General features: G+C 31.6%; 20 protein-coding genes. 12 read left to right on the plus strand and 8 right to left on the minus strand.

Annotated features, from left to right (window positions below):
• The first annotated feature begins 248 nt into the window (after positions 1 to 248).
• Positions 249 to 1,694 (plus strand): hypothetical protein, encoded by a 1,446-nt coding sequence (locus tag NH341_RS14415; protein WP_253057342.1) that lies wholly within the window; start codon positions 249 to 251, stop codon positions 1,692 to 1,694.
• A gap of 244 nt (positions 1,695 to 1,938) precedes the next feature.
• On the opposite strand, the gene NH341_RS14420 is transcribed toward NH341_RS14415, so the two are convergent.
• The 3 genes from NH341_RS14420 to argS form a co-directional block, all read right to left on the minus strand.
• Positions 1,939 to 2,391 (minus strand): hypothetical protein, encoded by a 453-nt coding sequence (locus tag NH341_RS14420; protein ID WP_047789091.1) that lies wholly within the window; start codon positions 2,389 to 2,391, stop codon positions 1,939 to 1,941.
• 63 nt (positions 2,392 to 2,454) lie between these two features.
• Positions 2,455 to 3,843 carry a dihydrolipoyl dehydrogenase gene (gene lpdA, locus NH341_RS14425; protein ID WP_073183753.1) on the minus strand — a complete coding sequence of 463 codons (1,389 nt, stop codon included), beginning with the start codon at positions 3,841 to 3,843 and terminating at the stop codon, positions 2,455 to 2,457.
• A gap of 34 nt (positions 3,844 to 3,877) precedes the next feature.
• Entirely contained in the window at positions 3,878 to 5,650 is a 1,773-nt protein-coding gene (gene argS / locus NH341_RS14430; RefSeq protein ID WP_159614810.1) for an arginine--tRNA ligase, read from the minus strand.
• Between the two features lie 121 nt (positions 5,651 to 5,771).
• On the opposite strand from argS, the gene NH341_RS14435 reads away from it, so the two are divergent.
• Positions 5,772 to 6,287, plus strand: coding sequence for a YkgJ family cysteine cluster protein (locus tag NH341_RS14435; protein WP_047789088.1), 516 nt, complete (start codon positions 5,772 to 5,774; stop codon positions 6,285 to 6,287).
• 45 nt (positions 6,288 to 6,332) lie between these two features.
• Positions 6,333 to 7,169: a sterol desaturase family protein gene (locus NH341_RS14440; RefSeq protein ID WP_253057345.1), complete on the plus strand. Its 837-nt coding sequence runs from the start codon at positions 6,333 to 6,335 to the stop codon at positions 7,167 to 7,169.
• A 51-nt stretch (positions 7,170 to 7,220) separates the two neighbouring features.
• Here the strand turns inward: NH341_RS14440 and NH341_RS14445 are convergent, their stop codons facing one another.
• The 3 genes from NH341_RS14445 to NH341_RS14455 form a co-directional block, all read right to left on the minus strand.
• On the minus strand, positions 7,221 to 7,445 hold the full coding sequence (locus NH341_RS14445; protein ID WP_159491458.1) for a hypothetical protein: 225 nt from the start codon (positions 7,443 to 7,445) through the stop codon (positions 7,221 to 7,223).
• A 34-nt stretch (positions 7,446 to 7,479) separates the two neighbouring features.
• Positions 7,480 to 7,740, minus strand: a complete 261-nt coding sequence (locus NH341_RS14450) for a hypothetical protein (protein WP_073183742.1) — start codon at positions 7,738 to 7,740, stop codon at positions 7,480 to 7,482.
• A gap of 136 nt (positions 7,741 to 7,876) precedes the next feature.
• A complete protein-coding gene (locus NH341_RS14455; protein WP_253057347.1) occupies positions 7,877 to 8,131 on the minus strand; it encodes a hypothetical protein in 255 nt (84 codons plus the stop codon).
• A gap of 379 nt (positions 8,132 to 8,510) precedes the next feature.
• Between NH341_RS14455 and NH341_RS14460 the strand changes: the two genes are divergently transcribed.
• Both NH341_RS14460 and NH341_RS14465 read left to right on the plus strand, forming a co-directional pair.
• Positions 8,511 to 8,780 carry a hypothetical protein gene (locus tag NH341_RS14460; RefSeq protein WP_253057348.1) on the plus strand — a complete coding sequence of 90 codons (270 nt, stop codon included), beginning with the start codon at positions 8,511 to 8,513 and terminating at the stop codon, positions 8,778 to 8,780.
• Between the two features lie 6 nt (positions 8,781 to 8,786).
• Positions 8,787 to 9,566 (plus strand): hypothetical protein, encoded by a 780-nt coding sequence (locus NH341_RS14465; RefSeq protein ID WP_253057349.1) that lies wholly within the window; start codon positions 8,787 to 8,789, stop codon positions 9,564 to 9,566.
• A gap of 73 nt (positions 9,567 to 9,639) precedes the next feature.
• Here NH341_RS14465 and NH341_RS14470 read toward each other — a convergent pair whose 3' ends face one another.
• Entirely contained in the window at positions 9,640 to 10,230 is a 591-nt protein-coding gene (locus tag NH341_RS14470) for an adenylosuccinate lyase (RefSeq protein ID WP_159491454.1), read from the minus strand.
• 45 nt (positions 10,231 to 10,275) lie between these two features.
• On the opposite strand from NH341_RS14470, the gene NH341_RS14475 reads away from it, so the two are divergent.
• The 4 genes from NH341_RS14475 (at position 10,276) to NH341_RS14490 (ending at position 14,087) form a co-directional block, all read left to right on the plus strand.
• The gene (locus NH341_RS14475; protein WP_253057351.1) at positions 10,276 to 10,983 is read left to right on the plus strand and encodes a toxin-antitoxin system YwqK family antitoxin; all 708 of its coding nucleotides are present in this window, start codon (positions 10,276 to 10,278) and stop codon (positions 10,981 to 10,983) included.
• 155 nt (positions 10,984 to 11,138) lie between these two features.
• On the plus strand, positions 11,139 to 12,326 hold the full coding sequence (gene mnmA, locus NH341_RS14480; protein WP_253057353.1) for a tRNA 2-thiouridine(34) synthase MnmA: 1,188 nt from the start codon (positions 11,139 to 11,141) through the stop codon (positions 12,324 to 12,326).
• A 19-nt stretch (positions 12,327 to 12,345) separates the two neighbouring features.
• Positions 12,346 to 13,146, plus strand: a complete 801-nt coding sequence (locus tag NH341_RS14485) for a toxin-antitoxin system YwqK family antitoxin (protein ID WP_159614826.1) — start codon at positions 12,346 to 12,348, stop codon at positions 13,144 to 13,146.
• 2 nt (positions 13,147 to 13,148) lie between these two features.
• The gene (locus tag NH341_RS14490) at positions 13,149 to 14,087 is read left to right on the plus strand and encodes a nitronate monooxygenase family protein (RefSeq protein ID WP_253057355.1); all 939 of its coding nucleotides are present in this window, start codon (positions 13,149 to 13,151) and stop codon (positions 14,085 to 14,087) included.
• A gap of 432 nt (positions 14,088 to 14,519) precedes the next feature.
• Here the strand turns inward: NH341_RS14490 and NH341_RS14495 are convergent, their stop codons facing one another.
• Entirely contained in the window at positions 14,520 to 16,085 is a 1,566-nt protein-coding gene (locus tag NH341_RS14495; RefSeq protein WP_239180849.1) for a hypothetical protein, read from the minus strand.
• Between the two features lie 132 nt (positions 16,086 to 16,217).
• Here NH341_RS14495 and NH341_RS14500 point away from each other — a divergent pair, with 132 nt between their 5' ends.
• From NH341_RS14500 to leuD, 3 genes are read left to right on the plus strand one after another with little or no spacing between them, the layout of a single operon-like run.
• Positions 16,218 to 17,393, plus strand: coding sequence for a 2-isopropylmalate synthase (locus tag NH341_RS14500; protein WP_239180851.1), 1,176 nt, complete (start codon positions 16,218 to 16,220; stop codon positions 17,391 to 17,393).
• On the plus strand, positions 17,393 to 18,775 hold the full coding sequence (gene leuC / locus NH341_RS14505) for a 3-isopropylmalate dehydratase large subunit (protein WP_239180853.1): 1,383 nt from the start codon (positions 17,393 to 17,395) through the stop codon (positions 18,773 to 18,775). Before NH341_RS14500 ends, leuC begins: the two co-directional genes overlap by 1 nt.
• Complete coding sequence (gene leuD / locus NH341_RS14510; protein ID WP_239180855.1) at positions 18,775 to 19,356, plus strand: 3-isopropylmalate dehydratase small subunit; 582 nt, start codon at positions 18,775 to 18,777, stop codon at positions 19,354 to 19,356. Before leuC ends, leuD begins: the two co-directional genes overlap by 1 nt.
• Positions 19,357 to 19,358 lie beyond the last annotated feature (2 nt).

A 19,358-nucleotide genomic window follows, 5' to 3' on the forward strand; every position in this document is an offset into this window, starting at 1 on the left:
ACTGTTTTAGTAGATAGTTTTCCATAGTAGTAGTTATTATGTTAATGTTTTGTTAGTAACAACTATTATGCCGAAATAAAAAATATTCAATAAAAATAGAATTAAATATTTTTTTTAAATGTTTAAGAGGATTTTAAATGTAAAAAAAACAAATAATTAACTAAGTTTAACAAAATTTAAAATTTGCTGTGATAAAAAAAACAATAAAAATAATTGTAATAATAGTAGTCCTATTTTCGGTCTTAATTTTGAGTCTGAACTATATAGCAGCAGGTAAAATTGAAAAAAAACTGACAGAAACCTTAGTTAAAAAACATATTAATTATACAGGAAAAGTAAAAGCTAATGTATTATTAGGTAATATTAGTATTGATGATTTTTTTTTAGAAAAAGATAGTATACATCTTAAAATAAATAACTTAAGTGTAAAAGGAGTTTCTTATTATGCTTACTTTATTAAAGATAAACTATCAATCGATAAAATAGTCTTAAATAGTTCTATTATAAAAGGAAAAATACCTAAAGATATATTAAATGCTAAGGAAAAAGATACCATACATAAAAAAAAGAGAATGCCAATAACTATTGATGAGTTAGAAATTAAAAATTCAGCTTTAGCTATTGTAAATGATAAAAATTACCCTATTACTATAGATAACTATAGGTTAAAACTTACAAAATTAGAATACTCAAAAGATTTAAAAACGACATTTCCTTTTCTATATGAAAAAATTTCATTGAAGCTTAATGCTTTTGATGCACAGGGTTCAGAAATTCAATCTTATAGCATAGCTAATCTTAAATTGGAGGATAATTTTCTTAAACTTGATAGTGTGAAAATTACTCCTCTTAAACCTAGAAAGAACTACATATATCATGTTCCTTATGAAAAGGATATATTAGATTTATTTATTAAAAAAATAGAAGTACCTAAAATAAAATTAACAAATAAAAAAAAGTTACTTTTTACTATTGACAAAATATTAATAAGTGATGGAGACTTTGGTGTGTACTTAGATGCAACAGTTCTTAATCATAGAAACAAAAGAAAAGACTTATATAGTAAGAGTCTAAGAGAACTACCAATTAATTTTGTAATTGATAGTATTAAAATAAAGGATACTAAAATTACTTATGAAGAGCTAACTAATAAGGAAAGAAAAGCAGGATTGGTAAGTTTTGAAAACATTGATGCAATTGTAACTAACTTGACAAATGTTAAAATAAAAGATAGCATTCCAACTACAATTGTTAAGATTAAAAGTGACTTTATGGGAACATCTCCTTTATCAATTGATTGGAGATTCAATATAGCAGATGTTAATGATGCTTTTACAATTAAAGGAAAACTTTATGAAGTAAGTTCAAAAAATATAAACTCATTTATAGAGCCTGCACTAAATATAAAGTGCGAAGGTAAAATAGATAAGCTGTTTTTTAATTTTTATGGTAATGATAATTTTTCTAATGGAGATTTTGCTATAGCATTTAAAAACCTTGAGTTGAAAATGCTCAATAAGCAAAAAGGAGTAAAAAAAGTAGTTTCTTGGTTAGCTAATTTATTTGTAAAAAATTCTTCAAAAAATAAATTAGAAAAGGTAGAAATAAAAAACTTTGAAAGAGATCAAACTCGTTCTTTTTGGAATTTTTTGTGGAAGAATGTAGAAGAGGGGTTAAGAAAATCACTTATTTAGCTAGAAAATAGGGCTCGTATTAAAAAGTAACTAGAATTCAAAGGAAGAGAGTTTCATTTATTATAATGGAATTATAAATACTTCACTATTAACAGTATTTTATTATGGATAATACTTGTATATGAACAATAGCTATAGGTACACTTCATAAAAATCAATAACAAAAAAGTAATTATAGAGAACAAAAGATAAGACATATAAAAAACAAAACCTCATTATTATATGAGGTTTAAAATATTATTTTTTAACTATGAAAAGCAGCGTTATGAACTAGCTTTCCACCACAACTCTTACATTGACCTGAATTATCTGAACCAATAGTACAACCGTTAGAACAAGTATAATGATATTGTCCTGCTGCATTTGGACCAGAAGTGGGGGGCGTTACAGGTGTTGATATTGGTGAGTTCGAAGTTTTGTTTTGGGTATTATGAAAGCCTTGGTTATGAGCAAGAGGAGTTTTACAAACAGGGCAAGAGGTGCCTTGAACACTTGAAGTTCCTCCTTTACATTTGTTAGGGCATATATAATGTGCACCTCCAATAACATTAGTAGAAATATTTCTAGTATTTGGAAGTTTTGGTATAGGACGTTCGTTTAAGGGAACCGTTAATGGGTTTAAAGGAGTTTTTTTTTCTTCTGTTTTACAAGAATAAAAACAGCATAATAAAACGAATATTGGGAGTATTTTTTTCATATTCAAATATAAAAAAACCTCGCCAAAAATGACGAGGTTATAGTTATATAAAGTTTGAGAATTTTATAAGTGGATTACTTCATCATAAGCGTCAGCAACAGCTTCCATAACAGCTTCACTCATAGTTGGGTGTGGATGAATTGCTTTTAATACTTCATGACCAGTAGTTTCTAATTTACGGCCTAAAACAGCTTCAGCAATCATATCGGTAACACCAGCACCAATCATATGGCATCCTAACCATTCACCGTACTTAGCATCAAAAATAACTTTTACAAATCCGTCAGGAGTTCCAGCAGCTTTAGCCTTACCAGATGCAGAGAAAGGGAATTTACCAATCTTTAATTCGTAACCTTTTTCCTTTGCTTGCTCTTCAGTTAAACCAACAGAAGCAATCTCAGGAGTAGCATAGGTACAACCAGGAATGTTTCCATAGTCAATAGCTTCAGTATGTAAGCCAGCTATTTTTTCAACACAAGTAATTCCTTCTGCTGAAGCAACGTGTGCTAATGCCGGACCAGGAGTTACATCTCCAATCGCATAGTATCCTGGAATGTTCGTTTGGTACCAGTCGTTTACTAAGATTTTATCTCTATCAGTAATAATTCCAACATCTTCTAAACCGATGTTTTCAATATTTGTTTTAATTCCAACAGCAGATAAAATGATATCAGCTTCTAAAACTTCTTCTCCTTTTTTAGTTTTTACAGTTGCTTTTACCCCGTCACCAGACGTATCAACAGACTCTACAGAAGAACTTGTCATTACTTTAATTCCCGCTTTTTTGAAAGAACGCTCCATTTGTTTAGAAACATCTTTATCTTCAACAGGAACAATTGTTGGCATAAATTCAACAACAGTTACATCAGTTCCCATTGAGTTATAGAAGTGAGCAAACTCAACTCCAATAGCACCTGAACCTACAACGATCATCGATTTAGGTTGTGTTGGTAAGCTCATAGCCTCACGATACCCGATAACTTTTTTACCGTCTTGAGGTAAACTTGGTAACTCACGAGAACGAGCTCCAGTAGCAATGATAATATGATCTGCCGAATACTCAGTTACTTTACCATCTTTATCAGTAACATCTACTTTTTTTCCAGGTTTAACCTTTCCAAAACCGTCGATGATATCAATTTTGTTTTTCTTCATTAAGAACTGAACACCTTTGCTCATTCCTTCAGCAACACCACGACTACGTTTAATAACAGCTTCGAAATCTTTATCGATAGCTTCTGCTTTTAAACCATACTCATCAACATGTTTTAAATAATCATATACTTGTGCAGATTTTAATAATGCTTTGGTAGGAATACATCCCCAGTTTAAGCAAATTCCACCTAAGTTTTCCTTTTCAACTACAGCGGTTTTAAACCCTAATTGAGATGCTCTAATTGCAGTTACATAACCTCCAGGACCACTTCCAATTATTAGTACGTCGTATTTCATGTTGTTTACTTTTTACTTGTTGTTTGTTAATTTATTACATTCTTTCAGGAACTTGAATTCCTAATAATTTGAATGCAGATTTTATAGTGTCAGCTACTTTTTTAGATAACTGAACTCTAAATACTTTTTTATCTTGATTTTCTTCTCCTAAAATGGATACATTTTGATAGAATGAGTTGAACTCTTTTACCAAGTCGTAGGTATAATTAGCAATCACAGCAGGCGAATAATTACTTGCTGCTTGCTGAATGACTTCAGGATATTGTTCTAATTGTTTGATTAATTCTTTTTCTTTCTCGTGTAATTCTACCGATACTTTAGCTGAATAATCAAAGTCGGCTTTACGCAAGATAGACTGAATTCTTGCATACGTATATTGTACAAACGGACCTGTATTTCCTTGGAAATCTACCGATGCTTGTGGGTCAAACAAAATCCTCTTTTTAGGGTCTACCTTTAAAATGAAGTATTTTAAGGCTCCTAATCCGATAATTTTATATAATTCCTCTTTTTCCTCAGTAGAATACCCTTCTAACTTACCTAACTCTTGCGAAATTTCACGAGCAGTGTTTGTCATTTCATCCATTAAATCATCGGCATCAACTACAGTACCCTCACGAGATTTCATTTTTCCTGAAGGTAAATCTACCATTCCGTAACTTAAATGGAATAATTGTTTCGCCCAAGAGTATCCTAATTTTTGTAAGATTAAGAATAACACTTTGAAATGATAATCTTGTTCGTTACCTACGGTATATACCATTCCGTTTACATCAGGAAAATCTTTAGAACGTTGAATAGCAGTTCCAATATCTTGTGTCATATATACTGCAGTTCCGTCTGAACGTAACACTAATTTTTCATCTAGTCCTTCGTCAGTTAAATCACACCAAACAGAACCGTCTTCTTTTTTGTAGAAAACTCCGTTTTGTAAACCTTCCTCAATAATATCTTTTCCTAATAAATAGGTGTTACTTTCATAGTATAATTTATCAAAGTTAACTCCGATGTTTTCATAAGTAACGTCGAAACCTTTGTATACCCATCCGTTCATCATTTCCCAAAGAGCAACAACTTCCTTATCACCAGCTTCCCACTTACGTAACATTTCTTGTGCTTCAACAAATAAAGGAGCTTGCTTTTTAGCATCGTCTTCAGAAACACCAGAAGCGACTAGGTTGCTAATTTCTTTTTTATATTCTTGATCGAATTTTACATAGTAATTTCCAACCAGTTTATCGCCTTTTAATCCAGTAGATTCAGGAGTTTCTCCTTCTCCAAATTTTTTCCAAGCCAACATAGACTTACAAATATGGATACCACGATCGTTGATAATTTGTGTTTTGTAAACCTTATGTCCCGCAGCTTTTAAAATTTCTGCAACTGAATATCCTAACAAAACATTACGAACATGTCCTAAGTGCAAAGGTTTGTTCGTGTTAGGAGAAGAATACTCCACCATACGTGCATCTGTTTTGTCTTCTTTTACAAAACCATACCTTGCATCTGATGCAATTTCATTAAAAAAGTTTACGTAGAAAGAATCATCAACAACTAAGTTTAAAAAACCTTTTACGACATTGTAGCTAGTAATTTCGTTGATGTTCTCGACTAAATATTTTCCTAAATCTTCACCAATTTGAACAGGATTTCCTTTTTTGTACCGTAGTAATGGGAAGACAACTACTGTAATGTCACCTTCAAAATCTTTACGGGTTGCTTGAAATTCTACACTAGGAATTTCTACATCATACAAGGCTAAAAATCCTTCTTTTACTTTCGTTTCTATTAACGATTGAATATTCATTGGTTCTTTTTAATTGTCGCACAAAATTAGTGTTTTTAATTTTTTCTTCCCACGATTTGCCTTATGATTTTTTAAGACAGAATAATGTATGACTTCAAAGGTGCTTTCGTACCTTTGCACCATGGATAAAGACCTTGAAAACTTACCAAAATTAGCCAAAGACGCTTTACAAGAAAATAAGAAGTATTTTCAACGATTAAAAAAGCGTACCCCTAAACGCTTAGATTTATTAATGCAAGAATTGCATGAGGAAGAATTTGAGCGTACCGACTGTTTAGAATGTGCTAATTGTTGTAAAACGACTTCACCAATTTTTACTGAAAAAGATATAGAGCGCATTGCAAAACACTTAAAAATGAAGGTGATTGATTTTACTAATCAATATTTACAGCGAGATGAAGATAATTTCATGGTCTTACAATCTGCTCCGTGTACTTTTTTAGATGAATCAGATAATACGTGTTTTATTTATGATGTGCGTCCAAAAGCTTGCTCAGAATATCCACATACCAATCGTAAAAAGTTTATCCAATTAGCAGATTTAACTATTAAAAATACGGAGGTCTGTCCTGCAACTTACCGAATAGTAGAGGAGTTGAAAAAGAGATTACCACAATCGGGAAGTTCTAAGAAATAAGTTTTTATAGATATTTTTTTCTATTTTTAGGAAAAATATATCATAGTGGAAACTCTTATACATTATTTTGAAACGATTCCTTCTAGTCATAGAAGTATTATTTTAGTTGGCGGAATTACTTTCTTTTGGTTATTGGAAGGCGCTGTACCATTATTTAGTTTTAAATACAATAAATGGAAACACGCATGGCCTAATTTATTTTTTACTGCAACTACGGTAATTATCAATTTTGTATTGGCATTCTTATTATTAAAGACAGCCGATTGGGTGCAAGCAAATGACTTTGGATTAATCAACTGGCTACCCGAAATGCCATTGTGGTTGTACGTACTGTTAGGTGTGTTGTTTTTAGATTTCTTCGGAGCATATTTAGCACATTTAGTTGAACATAAAGTAAAACCTTTGTGGATGGTACATTTAGTTCACCATTCTGATCATAAAGTGGATACCACAACAGCAAACAGACATCACCCGATAGAAAGTGTAATTCGTTTTACATTTACTTTAGTAGGTGTTTTTTTAGTCGGGACTCCAATAGCTATAGTAATGTTGTACCAATCAATATCGTTAGTGTTTACGCAGTTAACACATGCTAATATAAAAATGCCTAAAAAGTTAGATAAGGTATTGAGTTATGTGATTGTATCACCCGATATGCACAAAGTACATCATCATAATTTATTACCTTATACAGATTCTAACTACGGAAATATCTTTTCTATTTGGGACCGTTTATTAGGAACGTATATGGAGTTAGATAGAGAAAAAATAGTGTATGGAGTAGATACATTTCCAGATGAAGAAAAAAACTCTAGTTTAAAAGAGTTGTTAAAACAGCCGTTTCAAGGCTATCGAAAACCTACGAATTTAAAGGAGTTATAAGAAGAAAAGGAACTGTAATTTTAAAAATTTTACAGCTCCTTTTTGAGATAATTATGCAGTGAACTTTGTTATTGCTGAGGCAGTAACTTCTGCGTTAGGTGTACAATGAATACCAGCGTCTGGATAAGAAGCATCTATTGTAGAATCATAAAGTGCACCTGTTTTATCCCAACATGTATATTGAAGATTTCCAGTATAAAGACCTCCTTGAGTTTCTTTTAATTGAGTGTTATTTAACTCATTAACACCTTTTTGTAGTAAAATATTTTTTAACATAATTTAAAATTTATTTGGTTAATAATTTTTCAGTTTATATGGGGGTACCCATGCCATAATTAGTACCATTTGTTGGAGCTTTATAAGTGTTATCGTACGCATAACAAGAAGTAGTTGGAGATGAAAGGTCTACAGGAGATAAAAAAAATGTACTACCTGAGTTGTTTCGAAAACACTTCCATGTAATGTGTGATCTAGCTTTGTCAATGTTAACTATATGACCACCTACTAGTTCCTTTTGTTCAACTGTGTTTAATTTTTGAACACCGTTTAACTTTAAAATGCTTTTTTTCATAATAATATAAATTTGATTGTTAATAATATTAAAAGTTAAAGAATAACAGTTTTTATAAAAAATTAGAATACTTCTAGTAATCTCACAATACTTAACGTTCTCATTTTATATTGAAAATAAAAGAAGGTTATCTACCTTATTGAATTACAGGTTGACAATATTCATACCCTTGAAAGTCTTCAACACCAGGATTTCCAACGTTATAAATAATATCATATTGAGAAGTAATTCTGTTCCAACATCTCCATGACACTACAGTTTTAAGAGGAGTAAGAGGAGTTGTATTTGCCATTCCTCCATTTAGAGGAATTTTAGCTCCACCATATATGTTTTTTTGTTTTTTTTTAGATAATAGCTGAAAACTTTTTAAGTTTAAAGTGCTTTTTTTCATAATAATATAAATTTGATTGTTAATAATGACTCAAACCTAAAAAGTTTTTAAAAAAGGTTACGAATTAACTTTGTAAAGGATAGGAATTAATTTATAAAGAGGTATTTTTTAGGTTAAAAAAGGGTTTTGCCTGTGTTTTAAATAGCTGTTTAACTGGTGTTTGTGTTTTTTAGTTCATGTAAATTTGATTTCATAATTAACCCCGAAAACTATTATTTTATGAAACAACTACAAAACTTTGTATTAGTAAGCGTCGCCTCTGATACTACAAGCATGGCAAAAAGAAGACACTGCAAACGAACTGTTAAACAACAAAAACTTAGAGTTAAAAGAGATTTTCTCGAAACTTAGGGAAGGGAATAACGATGAAGATAATGGTATGATAGCATTCAGAAATGAAGGCGAGTCATTACGATTGGTATTTTCTAGAAGTTTAGAAGAAGATTTCATTATCTCAGAAGATATATCTCTAAGAGACTATATTGCAAAGGAATTAGGTAAAACTAATATTACTTTACAAGCAAATAAATACGTTGTAGATTATTCTCGTTTTAAAAACGAAGAGGTTTTAATACCTCTAAAAAAAAATAAAAAACTAACTAATCAAACGAATAAATTCTTAGTAGATGCTAAGGATTTCAAAAAATAAGAAAAAATGAAAAAACAAAATTTTTTATGGATGGCAGTAATGTGTTTTACATTACTTTTTAGCTGTCAAAGTGAAGAAATAATTGAAAATGAATCAAAAAAAGAAGAATTACAATTAGCAAAAGGAAGTACAGTAACTATTAATCATACGTACGATTATTATGGAAAACAATTTAAAATATCTTATGTATATAATGAAGAAAGTGGAGAAGTATTGAAGGCAGATGGAGATATAGATTTTGCTCAAGAAATTTTTGGTAACGAAGAAAAAGCTCCAAAATCATTGTTTTTTAATAATCCAGAAGAAGGAAGCACTGATATTGAAGTAAAAGTTTTCGATAATACAGAAGACTTAAAAAAATACACCTCAAAAGTAGCAGAAGGTTTCCCAGGAGATCAAGTTTCAACAGAAGGGAAGTCATCAAAATGTAATAGCTATGATGTGTATGGCTCGGGTAACTTTTATTTCTATAAACATGCCTACTATAACACAGAAATGACAGGCATGAGAAGGCAAAAACGCTATTATTACAGAGACCATTGGGTTGGGTCAGGAAATAACGACCAATTATCTTCTTTAAAAATTAGAAAACCAACTTATAGACGACAAGTAGTATATTTATACCAACACTCTTGTTATGGAGGAAAAGTTATAGGCTTTTATTCACCAACAGGTTATTTAGGGTTAAACGTAGGGAATCTTAAATGGTACACCATGTCTGGTTGGTGGTGGTGGAAGAAGTCTTGGAACGACCAGGTTTCTTCTACATCAGGCTGGGCTTGGTAATAAAATAAACGATATCGTATTTAGTTGCTTGTAAAATAATAAAAGAACCTCAGAAGATTTTTCTTCTGAGGTTTTATAATTGTTTTTGGTCTTTATGTTTCTCAATCAACTCCAATACTTTCTTCCCTCTGGCTTTACAACCTTTACTTTCATGAATCACTTTTGTTCGAATAATATGTTCCAGTTCAGGATGTACCCAGTCTTTTTGTAAACCAAATAAATATAAAGTATTCATGGTGTAGGCTTTAACTGCTATTTTTTGATCGGTAATTAACCAATCGAATCCAGTTTCTATAATTAAATCGATATCAGTTTCTGTTAACTGTTCTTTTATACCATTGGTTGTTTTTGAGGAAAAAGCAGTTGCTAAATGTTCACAAATTTTAGCACAAGGTCTTATAGCGCTATCAAAGTGTACTCTATATATATTTTTTGTAAAAATAGGGAGATAAGGAATAATATATTCAATTCCATTATGTGTACAAATCCATTCCAGTACCCAAGCAGCTTTAATAGATAGTTTATTATCAACATCGAAAGTAACATCAACTAAAAACTTTACTAATTCAGGTTGCTTTAATACAATATTTGCAGCATTATTTCTGTTTACTCTAGCAGGATTATCAACATTTTCTAGCACAGAAATTAAAAAATCAAGACTCATATTGGTATGGTTTATGTAAATTTGAATTGTAAAAGAAATTATAGTATGATAAATATAAAAAGGATATTTTCAACAACACTTTTGTTATCGGTATTTTTTATAACAGCTACTCAAGCACAAAAAATAAATAAATTTGATACTAATGGAAAGAGGCATGGAGTTTGGAAAAAATATTATGATGATAATAAAAACAAAATAAGATATTCAGGAGAGTTTAAAAATGGAAAAGAGATAGGTACATTTAATTTTTATGAACCTAATTCTTACGGAATTCCTTCTATGACTAAAGAGTTTTCTGCCAAATCCGATAGTGCCTTTGTGCAATTTTTTACGCCTAACGGAAAAATAAAAACAAAAGGATGGATGATAGGAAAAAAACGAGTAGGAAAATGGACGTATTATTTTTCAGACGGAAAACTTTTTTCAGAAGAAGAATATACTAACGGTAAATTAGATGGAGTTTTAAAAAACTACTATAGAAATGGTAAGTTAACTGAAGAAAGTATTTATAAAGATGGTAAGAAAAATGGACTTTCTAAGATTTTTACTGAAGAAGGAGTGATGATTGAAGAAGTGTATTATGTAAATGGTAAATTAGAAGGAGAAGGGAAATACTACGATTTAAAAGGAGATTTAAAAGAAAAAGGGATGTATAAAAATGGTAAGAGAGATGGTAAATGGCAATTTTACATGGATGGAGAAGTAGTTACCGACAAGAGAAAGAAAAAAGCGTTTTCAATTCCTAAAAATTAAATTATAAATATTAATAATTTAAATAACACTAGAAAAGAAAATAAACTGAGCCTTATCAGAGATTAGAATTCATCAATTTTAGTAATGAAGCCATCAATTATTTCCATAATATAAACATTTTTTATTTCGTAAATTTGTAGCTTCAAAAGTATAAGATGAAAAGAGTAGTAGTAGGACTTTCAGGAGGCGTAGATAGTAGTGTAACAGCGTATTTACTAAAAGAACGGGGATACGAAGTTATTGGATTGTTCATGAAGAACTGGCATGATGATTCAGTAACCATTTCTAATGAATGTCCATGGTTAGAAGATAGTAACGACGCCATGATTGTTGCAGAAAAATTAGGAATTCCATTTCAAACAGTTGATTTAAGCGAACAATACAAAGAGCGTATTGTTGATTATATGTTTAATGAATATGAAAAAGGACGTACACCTAATCCTGATGTATTATGTAATCGAGAAATTAAGTTTGATGTGTTTATGGATATCGCGTTAAGTTTAGGAGCTGATTATGTAGCAACAGGGCATTACTGTAGAAAAGCAGAAGAAATAATTGATGGAAAGCCTGTATACAAGTTATTAGCAGGAAAAGATACGAATAAAGATCAATCATACTTTTTATGTCAATTATCACAAGAACAACTGTCAAAGGCATTGTTCCCAATTGGAGAATTGACAAAACCAGAAGTTCGTGAAATAGCCAAAGAAGCAGATTTAATTACAGCTGATAAAAAAGACAGTCAAGGCTTGTGTTTTATAGGAAAAGTAAGACTTCCAGATTTTTTACAACAAAAACTACAACCGAAAGAAGGAGATATTGTCCGAATTCCAGATGAATTTGAGCAGTACAATCGTTTAGTTCCAGAATTTGAGAATAAAGAAGCGGAGTTAGCATATTTTTCAACGAAGTTCTCTTATAATAAAGAAGATGGAAAAGTAGTAGGTAAACATCAAGGCGCACATTATTTCACCAAAGGACAACGTAAAGGGTTAGCAGTTGGAGGTACCAAAGAACCATTGTTTGTGATTGAAACCGATGTAGATACCAACATTATTTATACAGGAGAAGGAAAAAATCACCAAGGATTGTATCGAAGTGTATTATTTGTATCAAATGAAGAATTGCACTGGGTACGTGAAGATGTAGCTTTACAAACTGGTGAGTCTATGGAGGTAGAAGCACGTATTCGTTACCGACAACCGTTAGAAAAAGCTACTCTGTATAAAGTAGATAACGGAATTTATGTTGAATTTGAAAATCCACAATCGGCTATTCAAGAAGGGCAGTTTGTTGCTTGGTATAAAAATGAAGAGCTATTAGGTTCTGGTGTGATTTCTTAAAAAGGGAAAAAATAAAACTATGAAAAAGATATTCTTATTATTGTTGGTGTTCATAAATATTAATGGATATTCACAGAAAGACTCTATTATAAACTATTTAGACGAGAAAGGTAATATAATCAACAATAAGGAGAAAGCAATGTCTTTTGAAATTATTACTAAGAGTGCAGATTCATTATGGTTGGTAAGGAAGTATAAACGTAGCGGAAAACTATATAATTATACACATTATCTAACAAAGGAGAAAAAGATTAAAATAGGAGAGTCAGTTTCGTTCAATAAAAATGGAAAAATATCAGCATTAACTTTCTACAATAAAAAAGGTAAAAGAAATGGGAGAATACAAACATGGTTCGATAATGGGAATAAGGATATTGAAGGAGTTTATATAGATGGTAAGAGAGAAGGAGTATGGAAAATTTACCATTATAATGGTAAATTGGCAGGTAGAGGAATCGCCAAAAGCGATTCGATAATTAAAACAACTTATTATAATGACAAGGGAGAAAAGATTGATGATTTAAAAAACATTATAAAAGAAAAGAGACCAACTTTTAAAGGGGGTAAGGATAAATATTACAAGCAACTTAAAAAGTTAACAAGTAAGATAAGTTACAAAGTTAAAGGTCAGATTATAGTTGAATATGTAATTGATATAAAAGGAGCAGTAAGAGATGTTACCATCAATGAAAAGGTTCCTAAAAAGTTAGAAAATGAAATTGTTCGTTTTTTTGAAAACTTAAAAGGGTGGGAGCCAGCGATACATATGAATAGAAAGATTCCTTTCAACTTTTCTCAACCATTAAACTTCAGAGGATAAAAATGCAAAACAGAATTACCAAACTATTTAATATACAGTATCCAATTGTTCAAGGTGGAATGATTTGGGTTTCAGGATGGAAGCTAGCTTCTGCAGTGTCAAATGCAGGTGGATTAGGGTTAATTGGAGCAGGATCTATGTATCCAGAAGTACTTCGTGAACACATTCAAAAATGTAAAAAAGCAACCGATAAGCCTTTTGGGGTAAATGTGCCAATGTTGTATCCTGATATAGAGAAAATCATGGATATTATTGTTGAGGAAGGGGTGAAAATTGTGTTTACTTCCGCAGGTAATCCAAAAACATGGACCTCTTTTTTAAAGGAAAAAGGAATTACGGTGGTGCATGTAGTAAGTTCAGTAAAATTTGCCTTAAAAGCAGAAGCAGCTGGAGTAGATGCTGTGGTATGTGAAGGATTTGAAGCAGGAGGTCATAACGGACGAGAAGAAACTACTACGTTTACGTTAATTCCTATGGTTAAAGAACAAGTGAAAATTCCAGTAATTGCCGCAGGAGGTATCGGATCGGGTAGAGGAATGTTAGCAGCAATGGTGTTGGGAGCAGACGGAGTGCAAATAGGAAGTCGTTTTGCAGCTACGGTAGAATCTTCAGCACATGATAACTTCAAGAAAACTATTGTAGATGTAAAAGACGGTGGTACACAACTAACGTTAAAGGAATTAGCTCCTGTACGTTTGGTAAAAAACAAGTTCTTTCAAGAAGTACAGGAATTATATCAACAAAACCCAACGGTAGAACAATTAAAAGAATTGTTAGGACGTGCGCGTGCTAAGAGAGGTATGTTTGAAGGAAACTTGGACGATGGAGAACTAGAAATAGGTCAAGTAGCAGGGCTTATCCATGAAATTAAACCAGCAAAAGAAGTGTTAGAAGCAATTGTAGAAGAATATCAGCAAGTGAAAAAAGAACAGTTGTTTTAATCGCAGAGCGATTGCCAAAAAAAATAGAAACGTCATTCCGACGAGGTAGGAGTAGGAATCTTATAAAGATGAGTTATAAACATGCTCTTCTCGTACTAACGAATGAAAATTAAGGTAAAACAAAATAATAATGCTTAAACAATTAATCAGTATTCTGTTTTTAATTATAGGCATTTACCAGCTATTTAAGTTAGTTAATTTAATTGAAAGCAATAAGGAGTCTTTTAAGATATTTATAGGTTATAGTAAAAATAAGTTATCCTAACCAAAAGGTTCAGAGATGTTCTTCAAGTTATTTTTTAGATACTTTCTACTTTTTTTAATTAGCATGTTTATATTTGGTCAACTTGTTTAGCTTTTCCTAAAGGAGACGAGAATTAGTAATTAGATTTTTTTAATCAGTACTTTACAAGAATAAATCTAATACTATTTTCAACACTTTTGAGAACTAACAAATTTCTCTTTAATAATTTGTGCCACAGGTTTATTTTCAATCTTACTTTCAAGCCAAGAAAGGATGTCTAAATATAAAAAAGCTCTTTTTTCATAAGGATGATTCTCATAAACCTTAAGGCGACTATGTACTTTTTTTAACTCCTTTTTTATTTGGTGCGGATATACATCTCCCAATGCTTTTATAGAAGAAATAAACTCTTTTTGAACCTCTTGTAAATTTTCCATTTTTAGTAAAAAACGATAGGTATCTTTAAACTGTCGCTCCAAATCATAATCCAAGCCACATTCGTAATGAGCAATTAAAGAGAGTACTCTAGCAAAACACTGTAAGTCGTTAGCTACCTGAATATTTTTAGGTTTAATGATCTTATTTAAATATAAAATACACTCTTTGTTTTTTCCCATTCCAAAGTACAAACAAGCAATTTTATAGTAAAATACCACGATATGATGATTATCAAGACGACTCTTATAACTATTAATCTTATCATTAATAATAGTCACTAAATATTCACCCTCAGAAAAACTACCCTCTAAGAAGTGTAAGTGCAATTTGTTAGCATAATAATATAGAAAAGTTAAGATTTCAGTATTGCTATTTTGCGGAATACTTTTTTCTTTAATTTCCTTTTCAAAAACAGAAAGCTCTTCTTTAAACTTATCATAATGTTTTATAAAAAATAAGCTTTCTAATAAGTAGTTTTTTCCTTTTAAATAAAAAACAGGATGCAAAGAAATATTCTTAGTATCATGCTTAAATAAATCTACCCATTTATTAGCATACTTATAACTCTGTAAAAAATCTTGAGTTAAAAAGCTATGCCACAAATGTGCTTTGTATAACCATAACTTTTCTCTAAAACCCAATTCTTCATACGTATATTCAGGAAGCTTAGAGTAAAAATAAGTATTTACTCGTTGTAGCTCCTCGTCATTTTTTACGTAGCCATTTTTCAGCAACGTTCCATAGAGTTGTAGCGACAAGTTTGACAATTTACTGGCGGTAACATTTTGCATACTAAGCTCTTTTGCTTGAATAGTTAATTCGTCAGAACGTGTATCAATACTTCGGGTTATATACTGACTTTCAATAACCTTTTCAAGCTCAACAATTTCATAGGCAACATTCTTTTCTTCATTTTCAACCGCCATATTCTTTGCTTTGTCAAGCAACTTTAAACTTTGCTTGTACAACCCTTTTTGATATAAAACAGTAGCAAAATCTAATTGTTCACGTATTTGAATTCGAATGTTTTTATGAGCAGGATTCATACGGAGACTAGTAAGTATTTGCTTGTATAAATGCGCTTTTAAGTTAGATAATTGCTGTTTACTAACCACACCGCTATCTATAATGGTCTTTTCGTTATAACTCTTTTGTTTTTCAAGCAATTTAAAAAGCGCAAAAAATTTAGCATCTACATTACCTCCTAAACGACCAACATATAAATTAAACTGACGTTTTTCTGACTTTGATAAAGACTTTATCAAAACAAACAAAGCGTCATTTTGTTGATTGGAGAATGTAATTTTTTTGCGCATAACTTTTTGTTTTTCAGTATTTTGTTTTTGTTTTTTGTTGTTTTGATATCGTAACTAACCCATTAAAAAAGAGCTTGCTAGAAAAGCCAATATATACATTTGGTTTTTATTTTGATAATCATAGTTAGATTTATGCAAAGCGATAAAATTCAAATTTTCGATACCACATTACGAGACGGAGAGCAAGTCCCAGGATGTAAATTAGATACCCAACAAAAACTAATTATTGCTGAAAGACTCGATTTTTTAGGAGTTGATGTAATAGAAGCGGGTTTCCCTGTATCAAGCCCAGGAGATTTTACATCAGTACAAGAAATAGCTAAATTAGTTAAAAATGCTACTGTTTGCGGATTAACAAGAGCCGTTAAAAAAGATATTGAAGTAGCAGCAGATGCTTTAAGGTTAGCTAGCAAGCCTAGGATTCATACGGGGATTGGTACCAGTGATTCACATATTCAGTATAAATTCAATGCATCGAAAGAAGAAGTAATTAGGCGAGCAAAAGAAGCTGTTTCGTATGCTAAAAACTTTGTAGACGATGTAGAGTTTTATGCAGAAGATGCAGGTAGAACCGATAATGCTTTTTTAGCCAAAGTTTGTGAAGAAGTTATAAAATCAGGAGCAACAGTATTGAATATTCCTGATACTACAGGATATTGTTTACCTGAAGAATATGGAGCGAAAATCAAGTATTTAAAAGAGAATGTAAAAGGTATTGAAAATGTAATTATTTCATGCCATTGTCATAACGATTTAGGATTGGCTACAGCAAATTCTATTGCAGGAGCTATCAATGGAGCACGTCAAATAGAATGTACGGTTAACGGAATAGGAGAGCGAGCAGGAAATACAGCACTAGAAGAGGTGGTGATGATTTTAAAGCAGCATCCATACTTAAACCTTCAAACAGATATCAATACCAAATTACTGTACGATACAAGTATGATGGTTCGTGAACGCATGGGAATGCCTGTACAACCTAACAAAGCCATTGTAGGAGCAAATGCTTTTGCACATAGCTCAGGAATTCATCAAGATGGAGTTATCAAGAATCGTGAAACCTATGAAATTATCAATCCAGCAGATGTAGGAGTTACAGAAAGTGCTATTGTATTAACCGCAAGAAGCGGAAGAGCAGCCTTAGCATATCGCGCAAAAAAAATAGGATATGAGCTAACTAAAATTCAGTTAGATACAGCTTATAAAACATTCTTACAGTTTGCTGACAGACAAAAAGAAGTAATAGATGAAGACATTCATCAGATTATGAAACAAGTAAATAAAATTTCAAAAATAGCCATAGCTTAATGGGAAAGACATTATTTGATAAAGTATGGGATGCGCATGTGGTAGACACTGTTAAAGACGGACCACAGATTTTATATATAGACAAACACTTAATTCACGAAGTAACCAGCCCGCAAGCATTTAATGAGTTAAAAGAGCGTAAGATTCCAATTGCACGACCAGACAAAACAGTAGCAACAGCCGATCATAATACGCCAACCGTAAATCAACATTTACCAATCAAAGATGAACTGTCAAGGAATCAACTAGAGCAGTTAACACAAAACTGTAAAGAAAATGACATTACTTTATATGGTTTAGGACATAGATACAACGGAATTGTGCATGTAATGGCTCCCGAGTTAGGAATTACGCAACCAGGAATGACCATGGTTTGTGGAGATAGCCATACATCAACACATGGTGCTTTTGGTACTATTGCCTTTGGTATTGGAACAAGCCAAGTAGCCCAAGTATTTGCAAGCCAATGTTTGTTGTTAGAAAAACCTAAAAGTTTACGTGTAAATGTAAACGGTAAGTTGAAAAAAGGAGTGTTGCCTAAAGATGTAATCTTGTATATCATAGCACAATTAGGAACAAATTCAGGTACAGGATACTTCTGCGAATATGGAGGAAATGTGTTTGAAGAAATGTCTATGGAAGGACGTATGACTGTGTGTAATATGAGTATTGAAATGGGAGCAAGAGGTGGTATGATTGCTCCAGATGAAACTACTTTTGAGTATGTAAAAGGACGTGAGTTTGCACCAAAAGGAGAAGAGTTTGATAAAAAAGTAGCCTATTGGAAAACATTAAAAACAGATACAAACGCAGTATTTGATAAAGAGTATTCGTTTAATGCGGAAGACATAGAACCAATGCTCACTTACGGAACTAACCCTGGAATGGGTATAAAAATTTCAGAGAACATTCCCCAATTTGATGATGCTTCCTTTGAAAAGTCATTACAGTATATGAACTTTAAAAAAGGAACATCATTAATAAATACGCCCGTTAACTATGTATTTATAGGAAGTTGCACAAATTCAAGAATAGAAGATTTTAGAGTTGCAGCAGACTATATAAAAGGAAAGCAAAAAGCAGCGAATGTAAATGCGTGGTTAGTACCAGGTTCACAACAAGTGGCAAAACAAATAAAGCGAGAAGGTTTGCAAGAAGTTTTTGAAGCAGCAGGATTTCAATTACGACAACCTGGATGTTCAGCGTGTTTAGCTATGAATGACGATAAAATACCAGAAGGAGAATACTGTGTATCAACTTCAAACAGAAACTTTGAAGGACGTCAGGGACAAGGAGCAAGAACCATTTTAGCAAGTCCGTTAATGGCTGCAGCAACAGCAGTAGAAGGAAAAATTACTGACTTTACAAAACAATTAAACTAATGGAGAAATTTGTTAAACTAATAGATACCGCTGTACCACTATCAACCGAGAATATAGATACCGATCAAATTATACCCGCACGATTTTTAAAATCAACCAATAAAGAAGGATTCGGAGATAATGTATTTAGAGATTGGCGTTACAAAAAGAACGGAAGTATAAATGAAGACTTTGTCCTAAATAACCCAAATTATGCAGGAAGTATCTTAATAGCAGGAGATAATTTTGGTTGTGGTTCAAGTAGAGAACATGCTGCATGGGCATTAGCGGGTTACGGATTTAAAGTAGTAATTAGTAGTTTTTTTGCGGATATATTTAAAGGAAATGCACTTAATAACGGAATATTACCAGTACAAGTACCCAAAGAATATTTAGCAAAACTGTTAAAAAAAGTAACGGAATTACCAGACACAACTATTATAGTTGATTTAGAAAATCAAAAACTAAAAACCCCTATAGGTAATGTAGATTTTGAAATAAACCCGTACAAAAAACTATGTATGATAAATGGTTATGACGATATAGATTTTTTAATCAGTAAAAAAGATACAATAACGGCTTTTGAAGCAACAATGATATAAAA

Source organism: Tenacibaculum sp. XPcli2-G (assembly GCF_024124505.1).
GTDB lineage: Bacteria > Bacteroidota > Bacteroidia > Flavobacteriales > Flavobacteriaceae > Polaribacter > Polaribacter mesophilus.